Source organism: Desulfolutivibrio sulfodismutans DSM 3696 (assembly GCF_013376455.1).
Lineage (GTDB): Bacteria > Desulfobacterota > Desulfovibrionia > Desulfovibrionales > Desulfovibrionaceae > Desulfolutivibrio > Desulfolutivibrio sulfodismutans.
Window position 1 is genome coordinate 2,940,515 of the sequence record NZ_CP045504.1, and the last position, 16,454, is coordinate 2,956,968.

15 protein-coding genes are annotated in these 16,454 nt (G+C 57.5%); all 15 read left to right on the forward strand.

Annotated features, from left to right (window positions below; all coding sequences use genetic code 11):
• The first annotated feature begins 200 nt into the window (after nt 1-200).
• Nucleotides 201-1,397: a radical SAM protein gene (locus GD606_RS13405; RefSeq protein WP_163301165.1), complete on the forward strand. Its 1,197-nt coding sequence runs from the start codon at nt 201-203 to the stop codon at nt 1,395-1,397.
• 123 nt (nt 1,398-1,520) lie between these two features.
• The gene (locus GD606_RS13410) at nt 1,521-2,333 is read left to right on the forward strand and encodes a class I SAM-dependent methyltransferase (RefSeq protein WP_163301166.1); all 813 of its coding nucleotides are present in this window, start codon (nt 1,521-1,523) and stop codon (nt 2,331-2,333) included.
• A gap of 176 nt (nt 2,334-2,509) precedes the next feature.
• Nucleotides 2,510-3,577: a class I SAM-dependent methyltransferase gene (locus tag GD606_RS13415; protein WP_163301167.1), complete on the forward strand. Its 1,068-nt coding sequence runs from the start codon at nt 2,510-2,512 to the stop codon at nt 3,575-3,577.
• A 30-nt stretch (nt 3,578-3,607) separates the two neighbouring features.
• Nucleotides 3,608-4,819: a glycosyltransferase family 2 protein gene (locus GD606_RS13420; protein WP_246298792.1), complete on the forward strand. Its 1,212-nt coding sequence runs from the start codon at nt 3,608-3,610 to the stop codon at nt 4,817-4,819.
• 20 nt (nt 4,820-4,839) lie between these two features.
• Nucleotides 4,840-5,556, forward strand: a complete 717-nt coding sequence (locus GD606_RS13425; RefSeq protein ID WP_163301168.1) for a cytidylyltransferase domain-containing protein — start codon at nt 4,840-4,842, stop codon at nt 5,554-5,556.
• Nucleotides 5,553-6,251, forward strand: a complete 699-nt coding sequence (locus tag GD606_RS13430) for a hypothetical protein (RefSeq protein ID WP_163301169.1) — start codon at nt 5,553-5,555, stop codon at nt 6,249-6,251. Before GD606_RS13425 ends, GD606_RS13430 begins: the two co-directional genes overlap by 4 nt.
• A 252-nt stretch (nt 6,252-6,503) precedes the next feature.
• Entirely contained in the window at nt 6,504-7,910 is a 1,407-nt protein-coding gene (locus tag GD606_RS13435) for an IS1380 family transposase (RefSeq protein ID WP_163301170.1), read from the forward strand.
• A 415-nt stretch (nt 7,911-8,325) separates the two neighbouring features.
• The gene (locus GD606_RS13440; RefSeq protein ID WP_281361998.1) at nt 8,326-9,015 is read left to right on the forward strand and encodes an IS630 family transposase; all 690 of its coding nucleotides are present in this window, start codon (nt 8,326-8,328) and stop codon (nt 9,013-9,015) included.
• Nucleotides 9,012-9,245 carry a transposase gene (locus tag GD606_RS13445; protein ID WP_246298793.1) on the forward strand — a complete coding sequence of 78 codons (234 nt, stop codon included), beginning with the start codon at nt 9,012-9,014 and terminating at the stop codon, nt 9,243-9,245. The genes GD606_RS13440 and GD606_RS13445 overlap by 4 nt, the downstream gene beginning before the upstream one ends.
• A 268-nt stretch (nt 9,246-9,513) precedes the next feature.
• Nucleotides 9,514-10,224, forward strand: coding sequence for a cytidylyltransferase domain-containing protein (locus tag GD606_RS13450; RefSeq protein WP_163301173.1), 711 nt, complete (start codon nt 9,514-9,516; stop codon nt 10,222-10,224).
• A complete protein-coding gene (locus tag GD606_RS13455) occupies nt 10,221-10,901 on the forward strand; it encodes a hypothetical protein (RefSeq protein ID WP_163301174.1) in 681 nt (226 codons plus the stop codon). The genes GD606_RS13450 and GD606_RS13455 overlap by 4 nt, the downstream gene beginning before the upstream one ends.
• Nucleotides 10,902-10,961: 60 nt before the next feature.
• Nucleotides 10,962-12,272: a radical SAM protein gene (locus tag GD606_RS13460; RefSeq protein WP_163301175.1), complete on the forward strand. Its 1,311-nt coding sequence runs from the start codon at nt 10,962-10,964 to the stop codon at nt 12,270-12,272.
• A gap of 34 nt (nt 12,273-12,306) precedes the next feature.
• Complete coding sequence (locus GD606_RS13465) at nt 12,307-13,932, forward strand: sulfotransferase domain-containing protein (RefSeq protein ID WP_163301176.1); 1,626 nt, start codon at nt 12,307-12,309, stop codon at nt 13,930-13,932.
• 47 nt (nt 13,933-13,979) lie between these two features.
• Nucleotides 13,980-15,638 carry a sulfotransferase domain-containing protein gene (locus tag GD606_RS13470; protein WP_163301177.1) on the forward strand — a complete coding sequence of 553 codons (1,659 nt, stop codon included), beginning with the start codon at nt 13,980-13,982 and terminating at the stop codon, nt 15,636-15,638.
• A gap of 47 nt (nt 15,639-15,685) precedes the next feature.
• On the forward strand, nt 15,686-16,336 hold the full coding sequence (locus GD606_RS13475; protein ID WP_163301178.1) for a PHP domain-containing protein: 651 nt from the start codon (nt 15,686-15,688) through the stop codon (nt 16,334-16,336).
• Nucleotides 16,337-16,454 lie beyond the last annotated feature (118 nt).

The following is a 16,454-nucleotide window of genomic DNA, read 5'->3' on the forward strand; positions in this document are numbered from 1 at the left end:
CCGCCATGCCTCCCCAGTGTGCCCTTATGGCTTCAGGGTTCCCAATGGCCGGTTTGCGGCGCATAAAGACGCATCCGCGTTCCCGCCTGGGCTTGATGATTTAACCCCGCTTATCATCATAGCGGAACAAGTCCTACGCTTTCGCGAGTACCTCGCCGACAGCCTGTGCGTCGGTCATAAAATCAACGAAAGAAGGCCCTATGAGAAATTCCTGCATCGCCACGACGAAGAAAAGGGTGCTGACACGCCGCGGAGTGGTCTGGCTTGGACAGACCTGTAACTTGCGCTGCCGGTTCTGCTATTTCCAGACCCGGATCGAGGCTAAGGACCATCCCGAGCATCCGTTTATGGGCATGGACAAGGCGAAAGGCATCATGGACAATCTACGCCATCACTATGGCAATAGCGCCATTGACATCCAGGGTGGTGAACCGACCATCTATCCGGGCATAGAGGAGTTGTGCGCCTACTGCTCCGAGATCGGCCTGCTTCCGACGCTCATCACCAATGCCCTGGTATTGGCCAGACGCGAAAAGTGCCAGGCGCTCAAGGACGTCGGCGTGCGCGATCTGCTGGTGAGCGTCCATGGCCTGGGTCAGAACTACGATGATGTGGTGGGGGTGCCCGGGGCGCACAAGAAACAGATGGCCGCCCTGGACAATTGCGTGGCCGTGGGAATGCCCGTGCGTTTTAACTGTGTGCTTACCAACTCCGCCCTGCCTCATCTGGCGGGCGTGGCTGATCTTGCCCGGCAGGTTGGGGCTCGCGCGGTTAACTTCATCGCCTTCAACCCATTCGAGGACCAGCAGCGAGGCGAGCGTTCCCGGGATGATGTGGCCGCCTACAGCGAGGTGGCGCCGCCGCTTGTAGCCGCCATGGATCAGCTCAACGATGCCAACATTGAGGTCAACGTCCGCTACTTCCCTCTTTGCCAGGTTCCTGAGCGCTACCGGAAGCATCTCTACAACTTCCAACAGCTTCCTTATGATCTGCACGAATGGGACTATGCGTCATGGTCCTGGACAGATATGAAGCCCCAGCGTATGCGCGACGGCGAGCTGTCTCCCTTGATCAGCCTGCGCCAAGCCAACTACCGTTCGCCCATGTTCCAGACCGTGCCCGGTTATCTGGATGATCCGGATATCCGCATTGAGGACGAATACCGCCACAGCGCCTTCATCCGGGCTCGGGAACACTGCGGCTATCAGTTCGCCCCGGCCTGCGATGACTGCGCGGCCAAGGCCATCTGCGATGGATTCCACGGCGACTACGCGGCCTTTTTCGGTTTTGGCGAGGTTGCTCCTGTCGTTGCGGATGAATCGATCACCGACCCAAGGCATTATATCAACGAACAGGACAAGATTGTCGAGTCAGAGGATGCAGACTGGGCTTCGTAGTTCGGCGGCAGGCGGCAGACGGTGGCATGAAAACAAGATTCTCAAATGAACCAAGAACGATAAACCGCATAGCCTTTCTCAACGTGTAGACCCATGCATTGTCAGGGAGGTTGGGAACATATCATGAAGTGCAGGCTTCTTCCTGGGTGCCCGGTTTGCGGCGGCGCCTATGAATTCTTGGTGCTTTCCCCGGACAAACGCCGGATCGCGGTGTGTTACGAGTGCTCGCATGTCTTTGTGGCCGATCCGATTTCGCCAGAGAAGTTGCGGAATTATTTCCAGGGACGCCCGGCCTTCGAAGGGAGCTACGCGGGCCTGACCTTTGAAGACATCGGAAACCCTAGTCGGTGGCAAAGCTATCTGTACTGCCGCATGGACGACCTGTGCCGTGGGCTCGGTGGCCCGCAGGAGCTGTGTCCTCAGATGCGGATAGCCGAGGTGGGCTGCCTGGAGGGGCGGTTTCTGGCGGAACTGGCCGCCCAAGGGCACCACGTTGTGGGGTGCGACCTGAACGAAGACGCGGTGCCCCTCGGACGGGGCCATCTGGGATTGGATCTGCGGGTGGGAACCGTTGAGGAATGTATGCCCATGTGGGGATGTTTCGATCTTGTCATTGCCTTGCATGTACTGCAGCATTGCCTTTGCCCACGAACAGAACTGGCCACCTGGGTCCGTCTGCTCGCTCCTGGCGGGCGACTTGTGGTGCATGTCGGACTCAATCGTGATGATTATGAGAGCAAATGGTGCATGCAGTATTTCACCGAGCGATCAATCCGAAAACTCATGGGCTTTTTTTTCGACAAGATTGTCTTTCGGAAACATCCTCGCCCGAATCCGGACGAGAAGGACAAAGATATTGGGGCCGTCGTCGGGTATCTCGGGCCTGCGGGAGCGCCCCCCCCCGGGCACGACGGTCTCATAGGACAGCAGACATGACGCGCAGCCGAGGTCGTATTTTTGTCTCCCTGCGGCATCATACCGCAAAGAGCGCGTCGACTCCCTCGGGAGCCTATGGATTTTGCCAGATGTTTTATTCGGCCTTGCCCTCTCTCCGGGCCGCATCATCCCATCCGCACGAGCGGGTACTGCCCAAAAAATGCGGGGAAATAAGCATGCTTTTTGAAATTGCGGCCTCCAACGCCTACATGAGCGACAATGAAAAATTCCTGTTGTCCCTGTGCGCGGCCAGCCTGCCGCAGGGCAGCGTCGTGGTGGAGATTGGGGCCTTTCTGGGCGGATCAGCCCACATTATGCTTTTGGCGTCCGCCGGGCGTATTGTGCTGCATTCCGTGGACATTGAGGACAAAATCCCGAATGACCTCCGCAGTCATCGGAACTTCACCTTCCACCTCGGAACAGGGGCGGCCGTCGCAAGTCGTGAGGCCCTGGAGGTGGACATGCTTTTCGTGGACGGCGACCATAGTTTTCGCGGTATCCGGGAGGATATCCTGGCCTTTTGGCCGCAGCTTCGGGATGGAGCGCTGGTCGTAGCTCACGACGTGCTGAACATGCAACACCTGGGCGTTCGCATCTTTGTGGAAACCCTTTTGGGAAACGGCAACCTGACCAAGCCGGTCCATGCCGACACCATGGTGGCGGCCCGTGTGGACAAGCGCGTGGCGCTGCCCGCCGCTTCCGACTACGTTCGGACAGCCAGGAAGCTTTCCCAAGTCTTTGGCAGGCCGAGGAGCTGGATTGCCGAGGGCGTGGCCCCCGCAGTCCTACTGTCCAAGGCGTATGTGGACATGCCGCCCCCAGCGGAGGATCTCTTCCTGGTGGGTAAGGGGAAGCGGGGCGATTTTGTCCATCGGTTTCTTGGGCTCGATTATCATGCTCCCATCGATTCCTGGGAGGCCCGCCGTACAGACGCCCGTTATTATGTATGTAGCGCCTTTTTCCCACGTATTTTCACTCATCTTGTTTGGGATGTCAGGGTTGCACCGGAGAATATTTTCGATGTTACGCCACAGGTTATCTCACGCTGGATGCTGCAGGACATTTTAAACAACAAGGCGAAGAGACTTCTAAATGCCTATCAGGTGGAATGCGAGAGGGAACTTGTTTCCGGTCTCCTTAATCTTCTCAGCGAATCCGAGGTGTACAGGATGTACGAAAACGGTTTTCTTTGCGATCTGTTTCTTTACCTGACAGCCAGTTTTCCGCCGCAGGCTACGATTTAGTGAGACGCATGGCCAAAAATGAATGATGACATGGATGTGAAAATTTACTTGAGAGGGCATTCTATGAACGATATGCCGTTGCAAACAATACTCACTTCATGCGATGACTTTCGTCTTACAGAAGCAGATATACGTTTTCCAATGGTTTCGATTATTATTACCTCGTATAACTATGCGAGATATATTATCCAATGTCTGGATTCAGTGCAACGGCAGACCTATCCCAACTGGGAAATGATCATTGTGGACGATGCATCAACGGATGGTACGATCGAGATACTGGAAGCTTATGTGGCCAGGCATGTCGACGGCAAAGCCATACAGTATGTGCGACGTTCGCAAAACGGCGGCCAGATGGAGGCCTTCCGCGAGGGGCTCTCCCGGGCCAGGGGGGCGTTCGTTATGATGCTCGACGCGGACGACGTGCTGCTCCCGGATTTTTTGGATAACCATATGCGCGTGCATTTAGGCAAGAAGGCCGTGGCCTTCACCAGTTCCAATCAATACCAGATCAATGAAAACGGCGAGATCATTTGCGGAGATCATCCCGACCATCTAGGGAAAGGCGAATATCGTTATGTGCCCCAGCAGTTGTTCCATGATACCTGGTGGGCTTGGGCTACGGCCAGCTCCATGGTCTTTCGTCGCAGCACACTTGATCTGATCATGCCCGACCCGGGCGTCACGTTTCGCATCTGTGCGGACTATTACCTTGCACATTTTTGTCAGCAGGTGGGGAATTCCATACTTATACCTGGAATTTACGGATGCTATCGACGCCATGGTGCAAATAACTTCAGCGCAAACCCTCTTCTGGGGGCGATCAACGCAATGGGTGATTTTTCCCGCCATCCTCCACACAAGGATTATCGGGAGGCAATGGCGTTGCATGTTTTGAACCATTACGATCAATTCAAGCCCATTTTTGGCCATATGGGCATTCTGATCATGCTTTTCCGCATCCTCCCCTACAAGGAGATGAAGGATGTGTTGCGCAACCACGGAGAAAAATTTGCGACTCTGAAGGGAAACCTCCTCAAGAAGCATAAGAAATTTTGCTCCACGCGGAAATATTATGACCGTAGTCCCTGGGAAGAACGGTTGATGCGCATCGACCCTCCCCAACAGTATTTCGTCCCACCGCCTCCGACGCCGGGAAGGATTGTCTCAACGGCCATCAAGAAGCGGATGAAACGGTTCTTTCTCGGCAGCAATCATGAAGGCGAAAAGCATGATAAATAGGTTTGAGGGGGTAGAATGATATGGCAAAAAGACCTGTTAATGTGGGATTCATCATGGCCAGGGGTGGCGGTTCCACATTTTACCGCAAAAACGCCTATCCCATACTCGGTCGCCCGGTGCTTGCCTGGGCTATCGATACCATGCAGCGGGCAGGATTTATAGACCATATATATGTTTGGACCGAAGACCAAAATCTTGCGGATATCGCGGAAAAGGCCGGCGCCATTCATCTCGAACGTCCTAGGGACATGGTCCACTATTATTCCGGCGCCTGGACCATTGGCCAGTGGCAGCACCTGCAGGACCGGCAGATCAAGGAACATCTGGACGGCGAATACGATTACATCGTGCCGTTCAATTGCAATTGCATCGGTTTGCGGCCTGAAAGTTTGAGGGCCATGTACGACGCCCTGCGGTTAGCGGATGAGAAATATTTCCGTATTCTTCCAGTTTGCCGCATCAAAAGTGGGCTGTGCATGCATACGCCGACTGGCGGGCATTTATTTCCGTTCTGGAATGACAAGGATAAGCCGCTGGGAGACACGTTGCTTCCATTATATCGTCTGATTGGCGTAGGCATCGTGCATCGGACAAAGGCAAATACCGGTGATGTCGCCACCCTGTACCACGAAGTTCCGGAGTACGAAGGTTTCGACTTCCAGAGCAGGCAGGATATCCCTTTTGCTGAGTATTACATGCAGTCAAGACTCGATGAAGTAGATGGGGCGACCAAATGAAAACGAACGCCATGATCCTGGCCTTGTCCTGGATTACGCCTTTTGCTGATGCGTTGTGGAATGTTCCCCTGGACAAGGATGGAACGGTCTTGGATCATGTCCTGAAAAATTGCAGGGAAAGCGGAGTTATTGACGATTTGTGCGTCGTGACGGATCTGCCGTCGCTCATCGGGAAGCACGAGACTCTGGGCGTGCGTATTTTTGAATGTCCAGGATTCTATCGTGGCCATCCATTTAACTATCTTGATATCGAACAGCATGTGTTGTATCGAGAGTTTGACCTTTGTCTTGCTGCTGAGCTTCAATCCGACATGATATTTCAGGTTTCATGGAACACACCATTGATCTCTGGGCGAATACTGGAGCGCATGTATCACAAGTTGCTGGACGATCCGATCATGGCTCGCGTTGTTCCCATTTGTCCTGTCGATCCACACCTCTATACGAAGGTTCCTGAGAGCAAGGAGTTTTTTCCTGTTTGGGAACACCGGAGTATTGACAGACAGATGTACCACCAGCTTTACCAAGTTGTTCCGGTTGTTCTGACACACTGGACACGTCTGCTCAGCACTATTCCAAATATTATGGGATTGCCCGTAGAGCCTGCCTCATGCTACACACTAAACACGGAAGAGGAGGTGGGGTTGTTACGACATTTGTTTGATTACCAGAAACGAATCAAAGAAGATATCTGAAATGATGCGAGTTGCTTTTTACCCAGAAGTTGTGGTGCGTTGTTAGGCCAAAAAATTCACAAAGATAACATCATAGCCGGAGGTCAACGCATATGGTCAAGCTCGTATTGTGGGGAACAGGGGGGAGGGCTCGCGAAATATTCAGTCCGCGGTTAGTAGAAAATTTTCAAAGGGTCATGACTAGTGTTGCGTTCCGCAAATAAATACCTGAATCCGTAAGCAGCATCAGTTCAAATTGCCTTGGAAGTGCAGTTGGCAATTGAAAAAGCTAAAACATTTTGGCATATTGACCTCACAGGATTGAGCGAATGCCTCTTCACCCGCGAGGTGCGCCACATGGGGAAATTGGCCCTTGAGATCACTGGGGAACCGATCATCGGCAATGCCGGGCTTGCAGCCATGGGCGAACTCATGCGCAGCAGCGATATCGATTCCATCTGCGCCAAGCGGGAGTCCCCGAACTATCAGGTCGCTGTGAAGGACAGCCTGCGGTGCCTTGGAGGGCTCCTCGCCATAGGCAAGGTAGGGTTCGACCACGTGCGGCAGTTCAAGGACAGCGAGTTCTTCACGACAGCCTTGGGGGTTGGTCGTCGTATCCCGTCGCAGGCAACTCTGCGGCAGCGTTTCGAGGCCATGAGTCGTGACCGCAATGTCCACGACGCCATGCCTACATGCTCCGTGCGCATGCTGCGCAAGCTGGATTTCAAACCCCGGATCGTCAGCGTGCCTTCCTTTGTCGGCGTGCGGATCGACACCGACTCCACCATCCTCGACAACAGCGACACCAAGAAGGAGGGCATCGCCAAGGGCTATAGCGGGGTTCTCGGCTACGCCCCGGTTTGCTCGTTCCTCGAAGGCGGTCTGATCGTGGGAGTCAAGCTTTGCCCAGGAAGTCATCACCCTCTGCATGAAGGGACCTTGGACTTCCATGCCGCGGTCCGCGAGCGGGTGCGCAAGCTGACCAAGGCCCATCTGCTCTGGGTGGACGACGCGGCCTTCGACGACGTGGCGCTCATGGCGGCTCGACTCAAGGCCGGGGACAGCTTCATCACTCGCCACAACCTGCGCCGGGAACGGCCCGATGTCCTGATCAACCTGGCCATGCAGGAAGGGCGAGCCCATTCTCCCAGGCCCGGCAAAACCGTCTACACGGGGTGCACCCGCCGGGAGCGCGAAGAAATCGGAGCTGTCCGGCTGGTCTACGAGGTGACCGAGAGGACCAGCAAGAAGGGGCAGGCCCTGCTCTTGCCGGAGTACACGGTTTTCAGCGTCTGGACGGACCTCGAGAAGGTGTCCGATGCCGATATCCTTCGCTTGTATCGCGACCGGGGCACGTGCGAACAATACTTCGCGGAGCTCAAAAGCGAACTCGACCTGGAACGCCTTCCCTCCGGGAAGTTTGCGGTCAACGAGTTGTACTTCCAACTCGGCGTCCTGGTGAACAATATGCTCCGCGTGCTGGGCGAGTTGCTGCTCAACTCCGGGATCATCGGGCTGAAGAAGGCGACGCGCCGCCGTTTGCGCACCATCATGCAGGGCATGATGTACCTGTGCGGCCGGTTGGTCCGGCATGCGCGACGGATTGTCTTGAAAGTGGCGTCCAGCGGCGGATTCGGCGAAGCGCTTGTCGGCCTGCAGAGACGGTTGGCGCAAGTCTGAAAACACACGGACGGAAACTCGTCCAAGGGAGACATATGTCCGAAAATCGCACCAATCCGCCCTGATCTCTGGCCCAAAGCCGGGTATCGGGAAAAGACCCCGCATATCCGGGGTGGGTTGAGCAAAGAGGCCTGAAAGGGTCATCCAAAATCACCTCGACGGTGGCATAACGCGATTTTAAGCCAACGCGGCTACGGATTCAGGTTCCTTTCAGAGATCGGCCTGAGCCTGCACTACCTGGTCCGGCTGGTGTAACGAAATCTGTTTCAGCAATGTGAAATACTCGACCTCGTCGACCATCGACGACAACGACTAAAATCTAATAATCCTGGGCAACGGTTGCTTCTGACTTAACCGGACAGAAATGAGAGCACAAAATACTTAACAAAGCGCTCGGTATTTGATATCTGCCTTCATGGATTCCGGTGACGCCAGAAACCTGTCCCATTCGGCTCAGGACGCGATTCGACGCAAAGCCGTTAAGGCTGTTGTAGAGGGAGGAATGAGTCAGACCAAGGCCGCTGTGGTCTATGGAGCGTCACGCACCTCGGTATGCTTGTGGGTCAAGGCCTACCGCCAGCAAGGTGAAGCTGGCCTTGCAAGCAAGCCCAAGGGGCGGCCAAAGGGTGGAAAGCTCACAAACAAACAGATGGAGTCCATAAGGAAGTCGGTGCTGGGCAAGAATCCCGATCAATTGCGACTGCCAGGCTTGCTCTGGACCCGCGATCTGGTCGGAGCACTCATCGAAAGGCGTTTCGGCATCCGCTTGTCTCGATGGACCGTAGGCCGCCACCTCAAGGATTGGGGGCTGACTCCTCAGAAACCGGCAAAAAGTGCGCTGGAGCAGAATCCAGCCCAGGTCAAATACTGGCTTGAGCACAAATACGTCGCCATCCAGCAGCAGGCCAAGGCCGAAAAGGCCAAAATTTGGTGGGGCGACGAAGCCGGACTACGCTCTGACCATCAGGCAGGGACCACTTGGGGCGAGAAGGGGGTGACACCTGTCGTCAAATGCAGCGGCAAGCGCTTTGGCTGCAACGCGATCACGGCATCACCAACCTGGGTGACCTCAGCTTCATGGTCTTTGAAGGGCGCTTCACTGTGAAAGTATTCTTGGAATTTCTGGGTCGTATGGTGAGGCGACTTGACGGACGCAAAGTATTCTTCATTGTGGACAGGCACTCGGTACGAAAAGCGAAGAAGGTCAATGATTGGCTGGCCGAACACGAAGACAAGATCAGGCTTTTCCTTCTGCCGCCATATAGCCCTGAGTTGAATCCTGACGCGCTTGCGAGTCAGGACATCAAACGCACCTCTTTCGTGACGGAAGGGTGAAGGACAAGCCCGAGTTGATGGGCAAGCTGAGAGGGTTCCTCCACAGTCGGCAACGCCGCCCTTACAAAGTGAAGAAGTATTTTGAGGGGAAACATGTCGCCTATGCCAAGGCCGCATAGTTAGGAATTTTACGCTCTGAGTAATAATCCAGAAGTTTTGTTTGTTCCGGCCGCGAGGCCCGATTTCCTGACGGGGGCAGCCCCGGAGCGAATATTTTTTCTCGGAGCCCAGACCGCCGGGCGAAGTGCTGCACAGCCGCGAGGTATGTATGTTCTCGGATAAATTTGTTGTTGGGATCATCGTCGCGCGTGGGGGCGGGTCCACGTTCTACCGCAAGAACGCCTTCCCGGTCCAAGGGCGCCCGGTGCTGGCCTGGGCCATTGACATCATGCGCAGCGCCGGATTCATCGACAAGGTGTTCGTATGGACTGAAGACGCGGAGCTCAAGCGCATTACCGAGGAGTGCGGTGCCGTCGCGCTCCACAGGCCCCGCGAGATGGTCCACTATTTCTCTGGATACCATTCGATCTCCGAGTGGAACCAGACGCAGGGAAGGCAGATGTACGAGCACCTGGGCCGCAAGAGCGACTACCTCGTCTCCTACAACTGCAACTGCATCTGTTTCCGGCCAGAGAGCCTGGTGGACATGATGCAGGCGCTGCACAAGTCGCGGGAGCGGGCTCTACGAATCCAGGGCATCTGCCGCGTGGAGAGCGGGCTTTGCTTGGTGAGCCCGAAGGATGGGCGCCTCTTTCCCTTCTGGAACGACCAGGAACAGCCGCTTGATACCAATCCCCAGCTCTACAGGATAGTCGGGGTGGGGATCATGAACCATACGGTGCCTCATTCCAGCTCGCTGGAGACGCTGTACCACGAAGTCCTGTCCGGGGAGGGATTCGACTTTCAAAATGAGCAGGACATCCCTATTGCGGAATACTGCGTCCGCAGTCATTGCAACAATACCACACGAAAAGCATGAAAGTCACCGCAATAATCCTCGCACTGGAACACCTGACGCCCTCTGTCCGGGAGCTGTGGGCCGAGCCCATAGCAAGAACGCCGGTCCTCAAAATGGTTGTCGAGAATTGCCTCGGCAGCGGCGTCGTGGACGAGGCCTTCGTGTTGGGCGACTTCGACGAGCTCTGCAGCCTGCCCGATGTGGGCGGCGCGAAGGTCCGAAGGGTTCCGGGCTATTGCAGCCAGCACCACTTCAACTTCCTGAACATGGAGGTACGCTGCATCGACATGGAGTCGGCCATGGCTGCGGAGATCGGGGCCGCCGCCGACCTGACCTTTTTCGTCGCCTGGAATCTGCCATTCATCCGCAGCAGGCACTACGAGCTGCTGTACCACCGGCTGCTCGATGATCCCGTGGCGGCCAGGGTGCTGCCCATCACGCAGGTTGACCCGCAGCTCTACATGCTGCGGGAGAGTACGCGGAAGTTCTACCCCGTGTGGTGCCACAAGGGCCTGGACCGGCAACTGATACAGCCGCTGTTCCGTCCGGTGAACGCTTGCCTCGCCAGTTGGGGGAGGCTACGCATGACCCTGCCCAAGTTCGTTGGCCTGGAAATGGAGCATTCAGCCCTTTACCAAATCGTGACTCGGGACGATATGGAGCAGGCAGGCAGAATGTTCGCCTACGTGGTTCCGTGATTGTGGGGGCAGGAGGCGTCCCCTGCACGACACTTGACCTCCCTACAAATCGAGGTTGGCATGGAGAGAAAATTCATTCAGTCCGTGAAGGAACTTCCACAAGGCGCGCAGATCGTCATATACGGAGCCGGCGGGCGTGGTGGCCACGTGCTGCGTAGCGCGCGGCGTTCCAAGCACGTCACCGTGCAGGCCTTTCTCGACACATTCAAGTCGGGTGAATTTTGCGGGCTGCCTGTCTACAAGGTCGATGAATACTGGGACTCGGAGCTGGCCAAGTCAAAGCCCCTCATCGTCATCGCCTCGGTGTATCACCGGGTCATCGCCAGTGATCTGGAATCCGCGGATCTCGACCGCGTATGGTTGTTCATCGAGAAGCAGGAGGTCTTCCCCCTTGCGGAGCTGCCGCCCGGAAGCGTGGTGAAATATCTGAACCAGCATAAGATACTGCTTGAGGCGACCCGTAGGAAGGTTAAAAGCACAAAGGGCAAGAAATGCTGGTGCCCGCTGCTCATGGGCGTGTACTTCCGGCCAACCGGCCTGTCGCTGTGCTGCTGGATGCCGGATCTTGTTGAGGTAACCAAGGGCCCGGAGGAGTCGTTAGAGAGGCTCGATGCCATTCGGAAGCACATCATCGCCGGCATCGCCGACGGGTCGAACAAGTTTTGCGCCTCCTGCCCAGACCTGCAGTGGAATTCCGGCAAGCCGACCACGAAGAAATATGACTGGCTAAATATAGACTACAGCGTGAAGTGCAATATGAATTGTTCATATTGCATTGTCAAGCACGAGTTTAAGGCGTGCCTGTACAATGCGCGCGCCATCGTCGAGCACATCCTCGACAACGACTACCTGGAGCCGAAGTTCAACTACTGCTGGGGAGGCAATGGCGAGCCGACCCTGAATCCCGACTTCGGCCATCTGATGGAGCGGCTCCTGCCCCGCGACAGCGAAGGCCGGGTCTATACCAATGCGACCCTGTATTCCGAACACATCGCGTCTGCGCTCCGGAGGAACAAGATGGAGATCGTTGTGAGCGTCGACGCCGGAACCGCCAAGACCTTCAAGGCCATCCGCGGCCGCGACAGGTTTAAGTCCATCTGGGCCAACATAGCACGCTACCTAAAGGACAACGCCAACCGTGTCATCGTCAAGTACATCGTTACGCCGAAGAACCTCTCCGAGGCCGAGATGCGGGCGTTCGTAGACAAGTGTGTCGAAACCGGCGTGCATAACGTCTTGGTGTCCCGCGATTTCTACAAGAAGTGCACTTGCGAGGAAGCAGACGCCGTCCGCTGGCTGAGTGAGGAATGCGCCGAGGTCGGCATCCATGTCGGCCACGTTGGCACTGCGGTTCCCGACGAGAAGGCATGAGCGCCCCTTGGGGCGAAACGAGCGGAGGGGGACAGTGCCACATGTGATTGGACTGGGGCTGGAATACGGAGCAGGCGATTTGGAGACTGGGTCGGCATTCGTTCTGGGCTCTGTTTTGAAGCGGTGCGGCGGCAACTTGCAGCGAATGATGCCGGAGGACTTCGTCACCATATTCTCCTTCTGGCTTGCGCAGCGTCCCGGCGCGAAGGTCGCGGCGGTCCCCTTCGGGCTGTTCGCGCGGGAGTACCACAAGTTGGCTTCCACCGGCTCCAGCGTGGATTTCTATGACAGGGCGGCGTGCGGGCCGGCCAAGTCGTATCGCGACGTGGACTTCTCCCAATACGACGCCATCGTCATCACCAGCGTCACGTACCAGAATGAGCTGCGGCTCCACCTGCTGTCCGAGGGCGTTCCGGACCACAAGATCATCACCTGCCTGTCGATGTTCGAAAGCGAGTTTTTCGTTCAGGCAGACGCGAGCCTGCGCGCCATCGCCGGGCACGTGCGGAGACTCCAGGCCCGGGGGCGGAGGGTTGCGGCGTATACGCACCATTGCAGCAGTCACGAGATGGTCCGCAACTTGGCTTCCCACAGCGTCAAATTCGACCTCTTCATTGATCCGGTGAACATCGATCCGCTTCTGCAACGTCCCGTCCACCCTGTGAATCTGCCCAAGATGGCCGAGCAGCCCGACGATATCCTGGTCTGTTCCCAGCCGCATTTTTACCGCGAGGCGTACCGGGATCTGTACCTACTTACCAAGACTGGCTCGGACATCATCCTACCCTACCACAGGGTCTCCTCGGTCCCCTCCGTGAGCTGTTCGGACGGTACCCCTGCCCTGCTCTATCTACCCGAGTTCGCGGGCGTCCACCGGTTCGAGCCGACCTTCAACGCGCTTGCGCAGACCCTGAATAGGATCAACATCCACTTTCGCGAGCCTATCCATAACCCGGTTCTGCAGCACGCTTTTGCCAACCGCAACGGCCAGTTGCCCCCTCGTGCTCGTTCCGAATACCTGGTGGGGCACTGCATGGCGCTGTACCATTACGAGTTCACGCGAGTGCACTTCCTGTTCGACCTCTCCGCCGTGGCCGCGCTTAACTGGATCAGGGTGCTGGTGCTTCTGCGGGACCCGCGCGACATGCTCAACAGCAGGAACTTCTGGCTGCTCAAGAACTATTGCCCTGAGAGCTACAAGCAGCTAGCCCTTGACGCACTGCAGGAGCCTGATGCGGATAATCCCCCCATGTGCGCATGGCAGACCGGCGCATTCCTGCAGCTGCTCAGCAACTACAGGACCGCAAGCCGCTCGGAGAACATGCGGTTCATTCGCTACGAGGACATCCGCGCCGTGCCCAAGTCGGCCTACCTGGACGGCCTGAAATGGCTCGCCTGGAATCCCGACCCCTTTTCGGCCCTGTCCGACGAGCAGCTGGAGAAGGCCATCTACCTTGGCACGTTTGAGTACCAGACCCTGGGCAAGCGCAAGCCCGGCGACGGACATCCGGACCAGATGCCGTCCGCGGGCCAAAGCTGCCGCAAGGGCGTGCGCGGAGACTGGCGGAGTCGCTGGGACGACGAGATCAAGGACAGGTTCAAAGAGGTGGCAGGGGACTTGCTCATCGAACTCGGGTACGAGACCGACGACAACTGGTAGTCCGTGCGCCCACGACCAAGCCCGGCAACGAGAACAAGGAGCCTCGCATGACGCTGCCACATGACACGCCCAAAGTCGTTGGGCTGGGCCTAAAACTGGACTGGTCGGACTTTCCGGCGCTGGACGCGCAGTTCGTGGCGCGCGTCCGGGCTGCCTTCGACGCCGACGCGGAAATGTTCTTCATCCATGGCCTCGTGGCGCAGGACTACGCCAACATCTTCGCCGAGTGGCGCAAGCTCCACGCCAGCGCCAAGGTCGGCATGGCACCCTTCGGCAAATTCTCCAGGGAGGTGGCGCAGCTGTACTCCGCCGACGACAACCTGGTGTTTTTCGACAGATCCCCGTCCGAGTCGACCAGATCCTACGACGACATCTCGCCGAAGGAACTGGACTATGTGGTCATCAGCAGCCCGGCCTACCAGGACGACATCCGGCGGCTCATGGTGGCCAAGGGGTTCGCGGAGCACAGAATTGTCACGGTGGAGAAGCTGCTGGAGTACCTCCTGTTCTGCCCCGGTCCCAAGGTGGCTGCCGGGCTCGCGGAGCGGCTGCTTGGTCTCAGGCAGCCGAGAAAACGCATGGCCGTGGTCTCCATGTACGGTTCGGGTCACGAGTTCATTCGGGTGATCAAGGAGAAGGGCGCTACCTTCGAGCTCTTCGCGGACCCCGCCGTGTTCCGGCACGACCTGAACCCGGTGCAGCGCAACACCCTGCACCTGGGGGGCTACACGGACGAGTACTCGCACGCCGTGGTGGCCTGCAGTCCGGACAGGTACACAGACGCCTTCAACGACCTGTGCGTCGTCTCCCAAACCAAGGCCGACGTGATTTTCCCGTTTCTGGATAAGGGGGAGTGGCCTGCGGAAGCGTTCCTGGATTTCGCGCCCGTGGTGGTTTACATGCCGGAATTCGCCGGCACGCGAAGGATGCAGCCGACCTTCGCCAGCCTAGCGGCGCACCTTAAACGCAACCACATCCACCACAACGAGGGCCGCGACAACCCCGTACTGCTCGACCACTGGTGGAGGAAGAAACGGCGTCTGCCGCCCATGTCCCTGCGCGACCAGTGCCTTAAGGGGGCCTGCCTCTCGCTTATGCCCTTCGACTACCTCACGGTGCATCTGGCGCACCGGCTGGAATGCCTCAAGGATCTTCCCTGGTTGAAGATCCTTGTCCTGCTGCGCGATCCCCGCGACATCCTGAATAGCAGTATCTTCAAGTTCCTCGAGGACAACCCGGGGATGACCTACGAGGCTGTGGGGCTCAGGCTGCTCAAGGGGACGATGCACGTGCCCACGCCCACCAAGTCCTTCCCCGTGCCCCCGTTCGGTGTCCTGCTCGACTCCTACCGCTACGCCGCGTCGCAGCCCAACGCTCGGTTCATCCGCTTTGAGGACATCCACGACGACCCCAGGAAGGCCTATCTCGACGCCTTGGAGTGGCTGCACTGGCTTCCCGCGCGGTTCCGTCCCCTGAGCGACGACGACCTGGACGACGCCATCGCGCTCAGCTCCTTCAAGCGCCAGACCCTCGGGCAGCTCGTGCGGGGCAGGGAGAACAATGCCAACACCTGGGTCAACGGCTGTCGCAAGGGGACGGTGGGCGACTGGCGCAACCACATGACCGAGCGCCTGAAAAATCACTTTAAGGCCCTGGCCGACGACACGCTCAATATTCTCGGCTATGAGGTCGGCGACGGCTGGTAGGGATCTGGACGTCGCCAAGCCCCAACGCACCGCATGGAGGTGTCACCGTGCTTATCGACCTGCATCTGCACACGAGCGCGCACTCGCCCGACTCGGTCCTTAAGCCCCACAGAGCCTGCGAGCGGGCCCTCGATCTGGGCATTTCCGTCATCGCTTTGACGGACCACGACCATGTGTGGTCCCACGCCGAGATCGACCAGCTGCGCGCTCGCTATGAGCGGCTGGCAATCCTGCGCGGCGTGGAGGTGTCCTTGGTTGACAGCTACCACGCCGTAGTCATTGGCGAGGATTTCAAGCTCGACGCGGGACCGCCGCTGACGCCCGCCCAACTGAAGGCCCGGCTGGACGCCTGCGCGCGCCCCTCGTTCTGCTTCGTCGCCCACCCCTTCTACCATACTCCGGAGAGAACGGCGGAGCTCGACGCGCTTTTGCGGTTTGTGAATGGCATCGAGTGCAACTCACCCTATTGCTGCGAAAAGGGGCATCTCGTGGTCGCCGGCAGGAAGGTTCCCCTGTGGTACGCCGACGCCCTGAAGCTTTGCTCAGAATTCCGCGTACCTGCGCTGTTCAACTCGGACTCGCACCACGAAGGGACCTTGGGCACCATGGCCACTAAAGTGGATCTGGTATATTCGGGACAGGACGAATTCGTTGTGGCCCTTAAGGCTGCGGTGACCTCGCTGGTTCAGGACTTGTGAGGCGGGGTTCGCGGCCATCCGGCTTTTCCCGAGGCGCGATTCTTGCTACTTAGCGCCTGTTGGCAATGCCGCGCTCCGGCGAATCGGTTGTGGCAACTGGCCGAATTTCGTATTCTTG

Bases quoted from the DNA above. Each gene is read 5' to 3' on its own strand.
- GD606_RS13450 (WP_163301173.1), top strand. From the start codon at position 9,514: ATGTTCTCGGATAAATTTGTTGTTGGGATCATCGTCGCGCGTGGGGGC.
- GD606_RS13440 (WP_281361998.1), top strand. From the start codon at position 8,326: ATGGATTCCGGTGACGCCAGAAACCTGTCCCATTCGGCTCAGGACGCG.
- GD606_RS13420 (WP_246298792.1), top strand. From the start codon at position 3,608: ATGGATGTGAAAATTTACTTGAGAGGGCATTCTATGAACGATATGCCG.
- GD606_RS13405 (WP_163301165.1), top strand. From the start codon at position 201: ATGAGAAATTCCTGCATCGCCACGACGAAGAAAAGGGTGCTGACACGC.
- GD606_RS13455 (WP_163301174.1), top strand. From the start codon at position 10,221: ATGAAAGTCACCGCAATAATCCTCGCACTGGAACACCTGACGCCCTCT.
- GD606_RS13460 (WP_163301175.1), top strand. From the start codon at position 10,962: ATGGAGAGAAAATTCATTCAGTCCGTGAAGGAACTTCCACAAGGCGCG.
- GD606_RS13470 (WP_163301177.1), top strand. From the start codon at position 13,980: ATGACGCTGCCACATGACACGCCCAAAGTCGTTGGGCTGGGCCTAAAA.
- GD606_RS13430 (WP_163301169.1), top strand. From the start codon at position 5,553: ATGAAAACGAACGCCATGATCCTGGCCTTGTCCTGGATTACGCCTTTT.
- GD606_RS13415 (WP_163301167.1), top strand. From the start codon at position 2,510: ATGCTTTTTGAAATTGCGGCCTCCAACGCCTACATGAGCGACAATGAA.
- GD606_RS13425 (WP_163301168.1), top strand. From the start codon at position 4,840: ATGGCAAAAAGACCTGTTAATGTGGGATTCATCATGGCCAGGGGTGGC.
- GD606_RS13410 (WP_163301166.1), top strand. From the start codon at position 1,521: ATGAAGTGCAGGCTTCTTCCTGGGTGCCCGGTTTGCGGCGGCGCCTAT.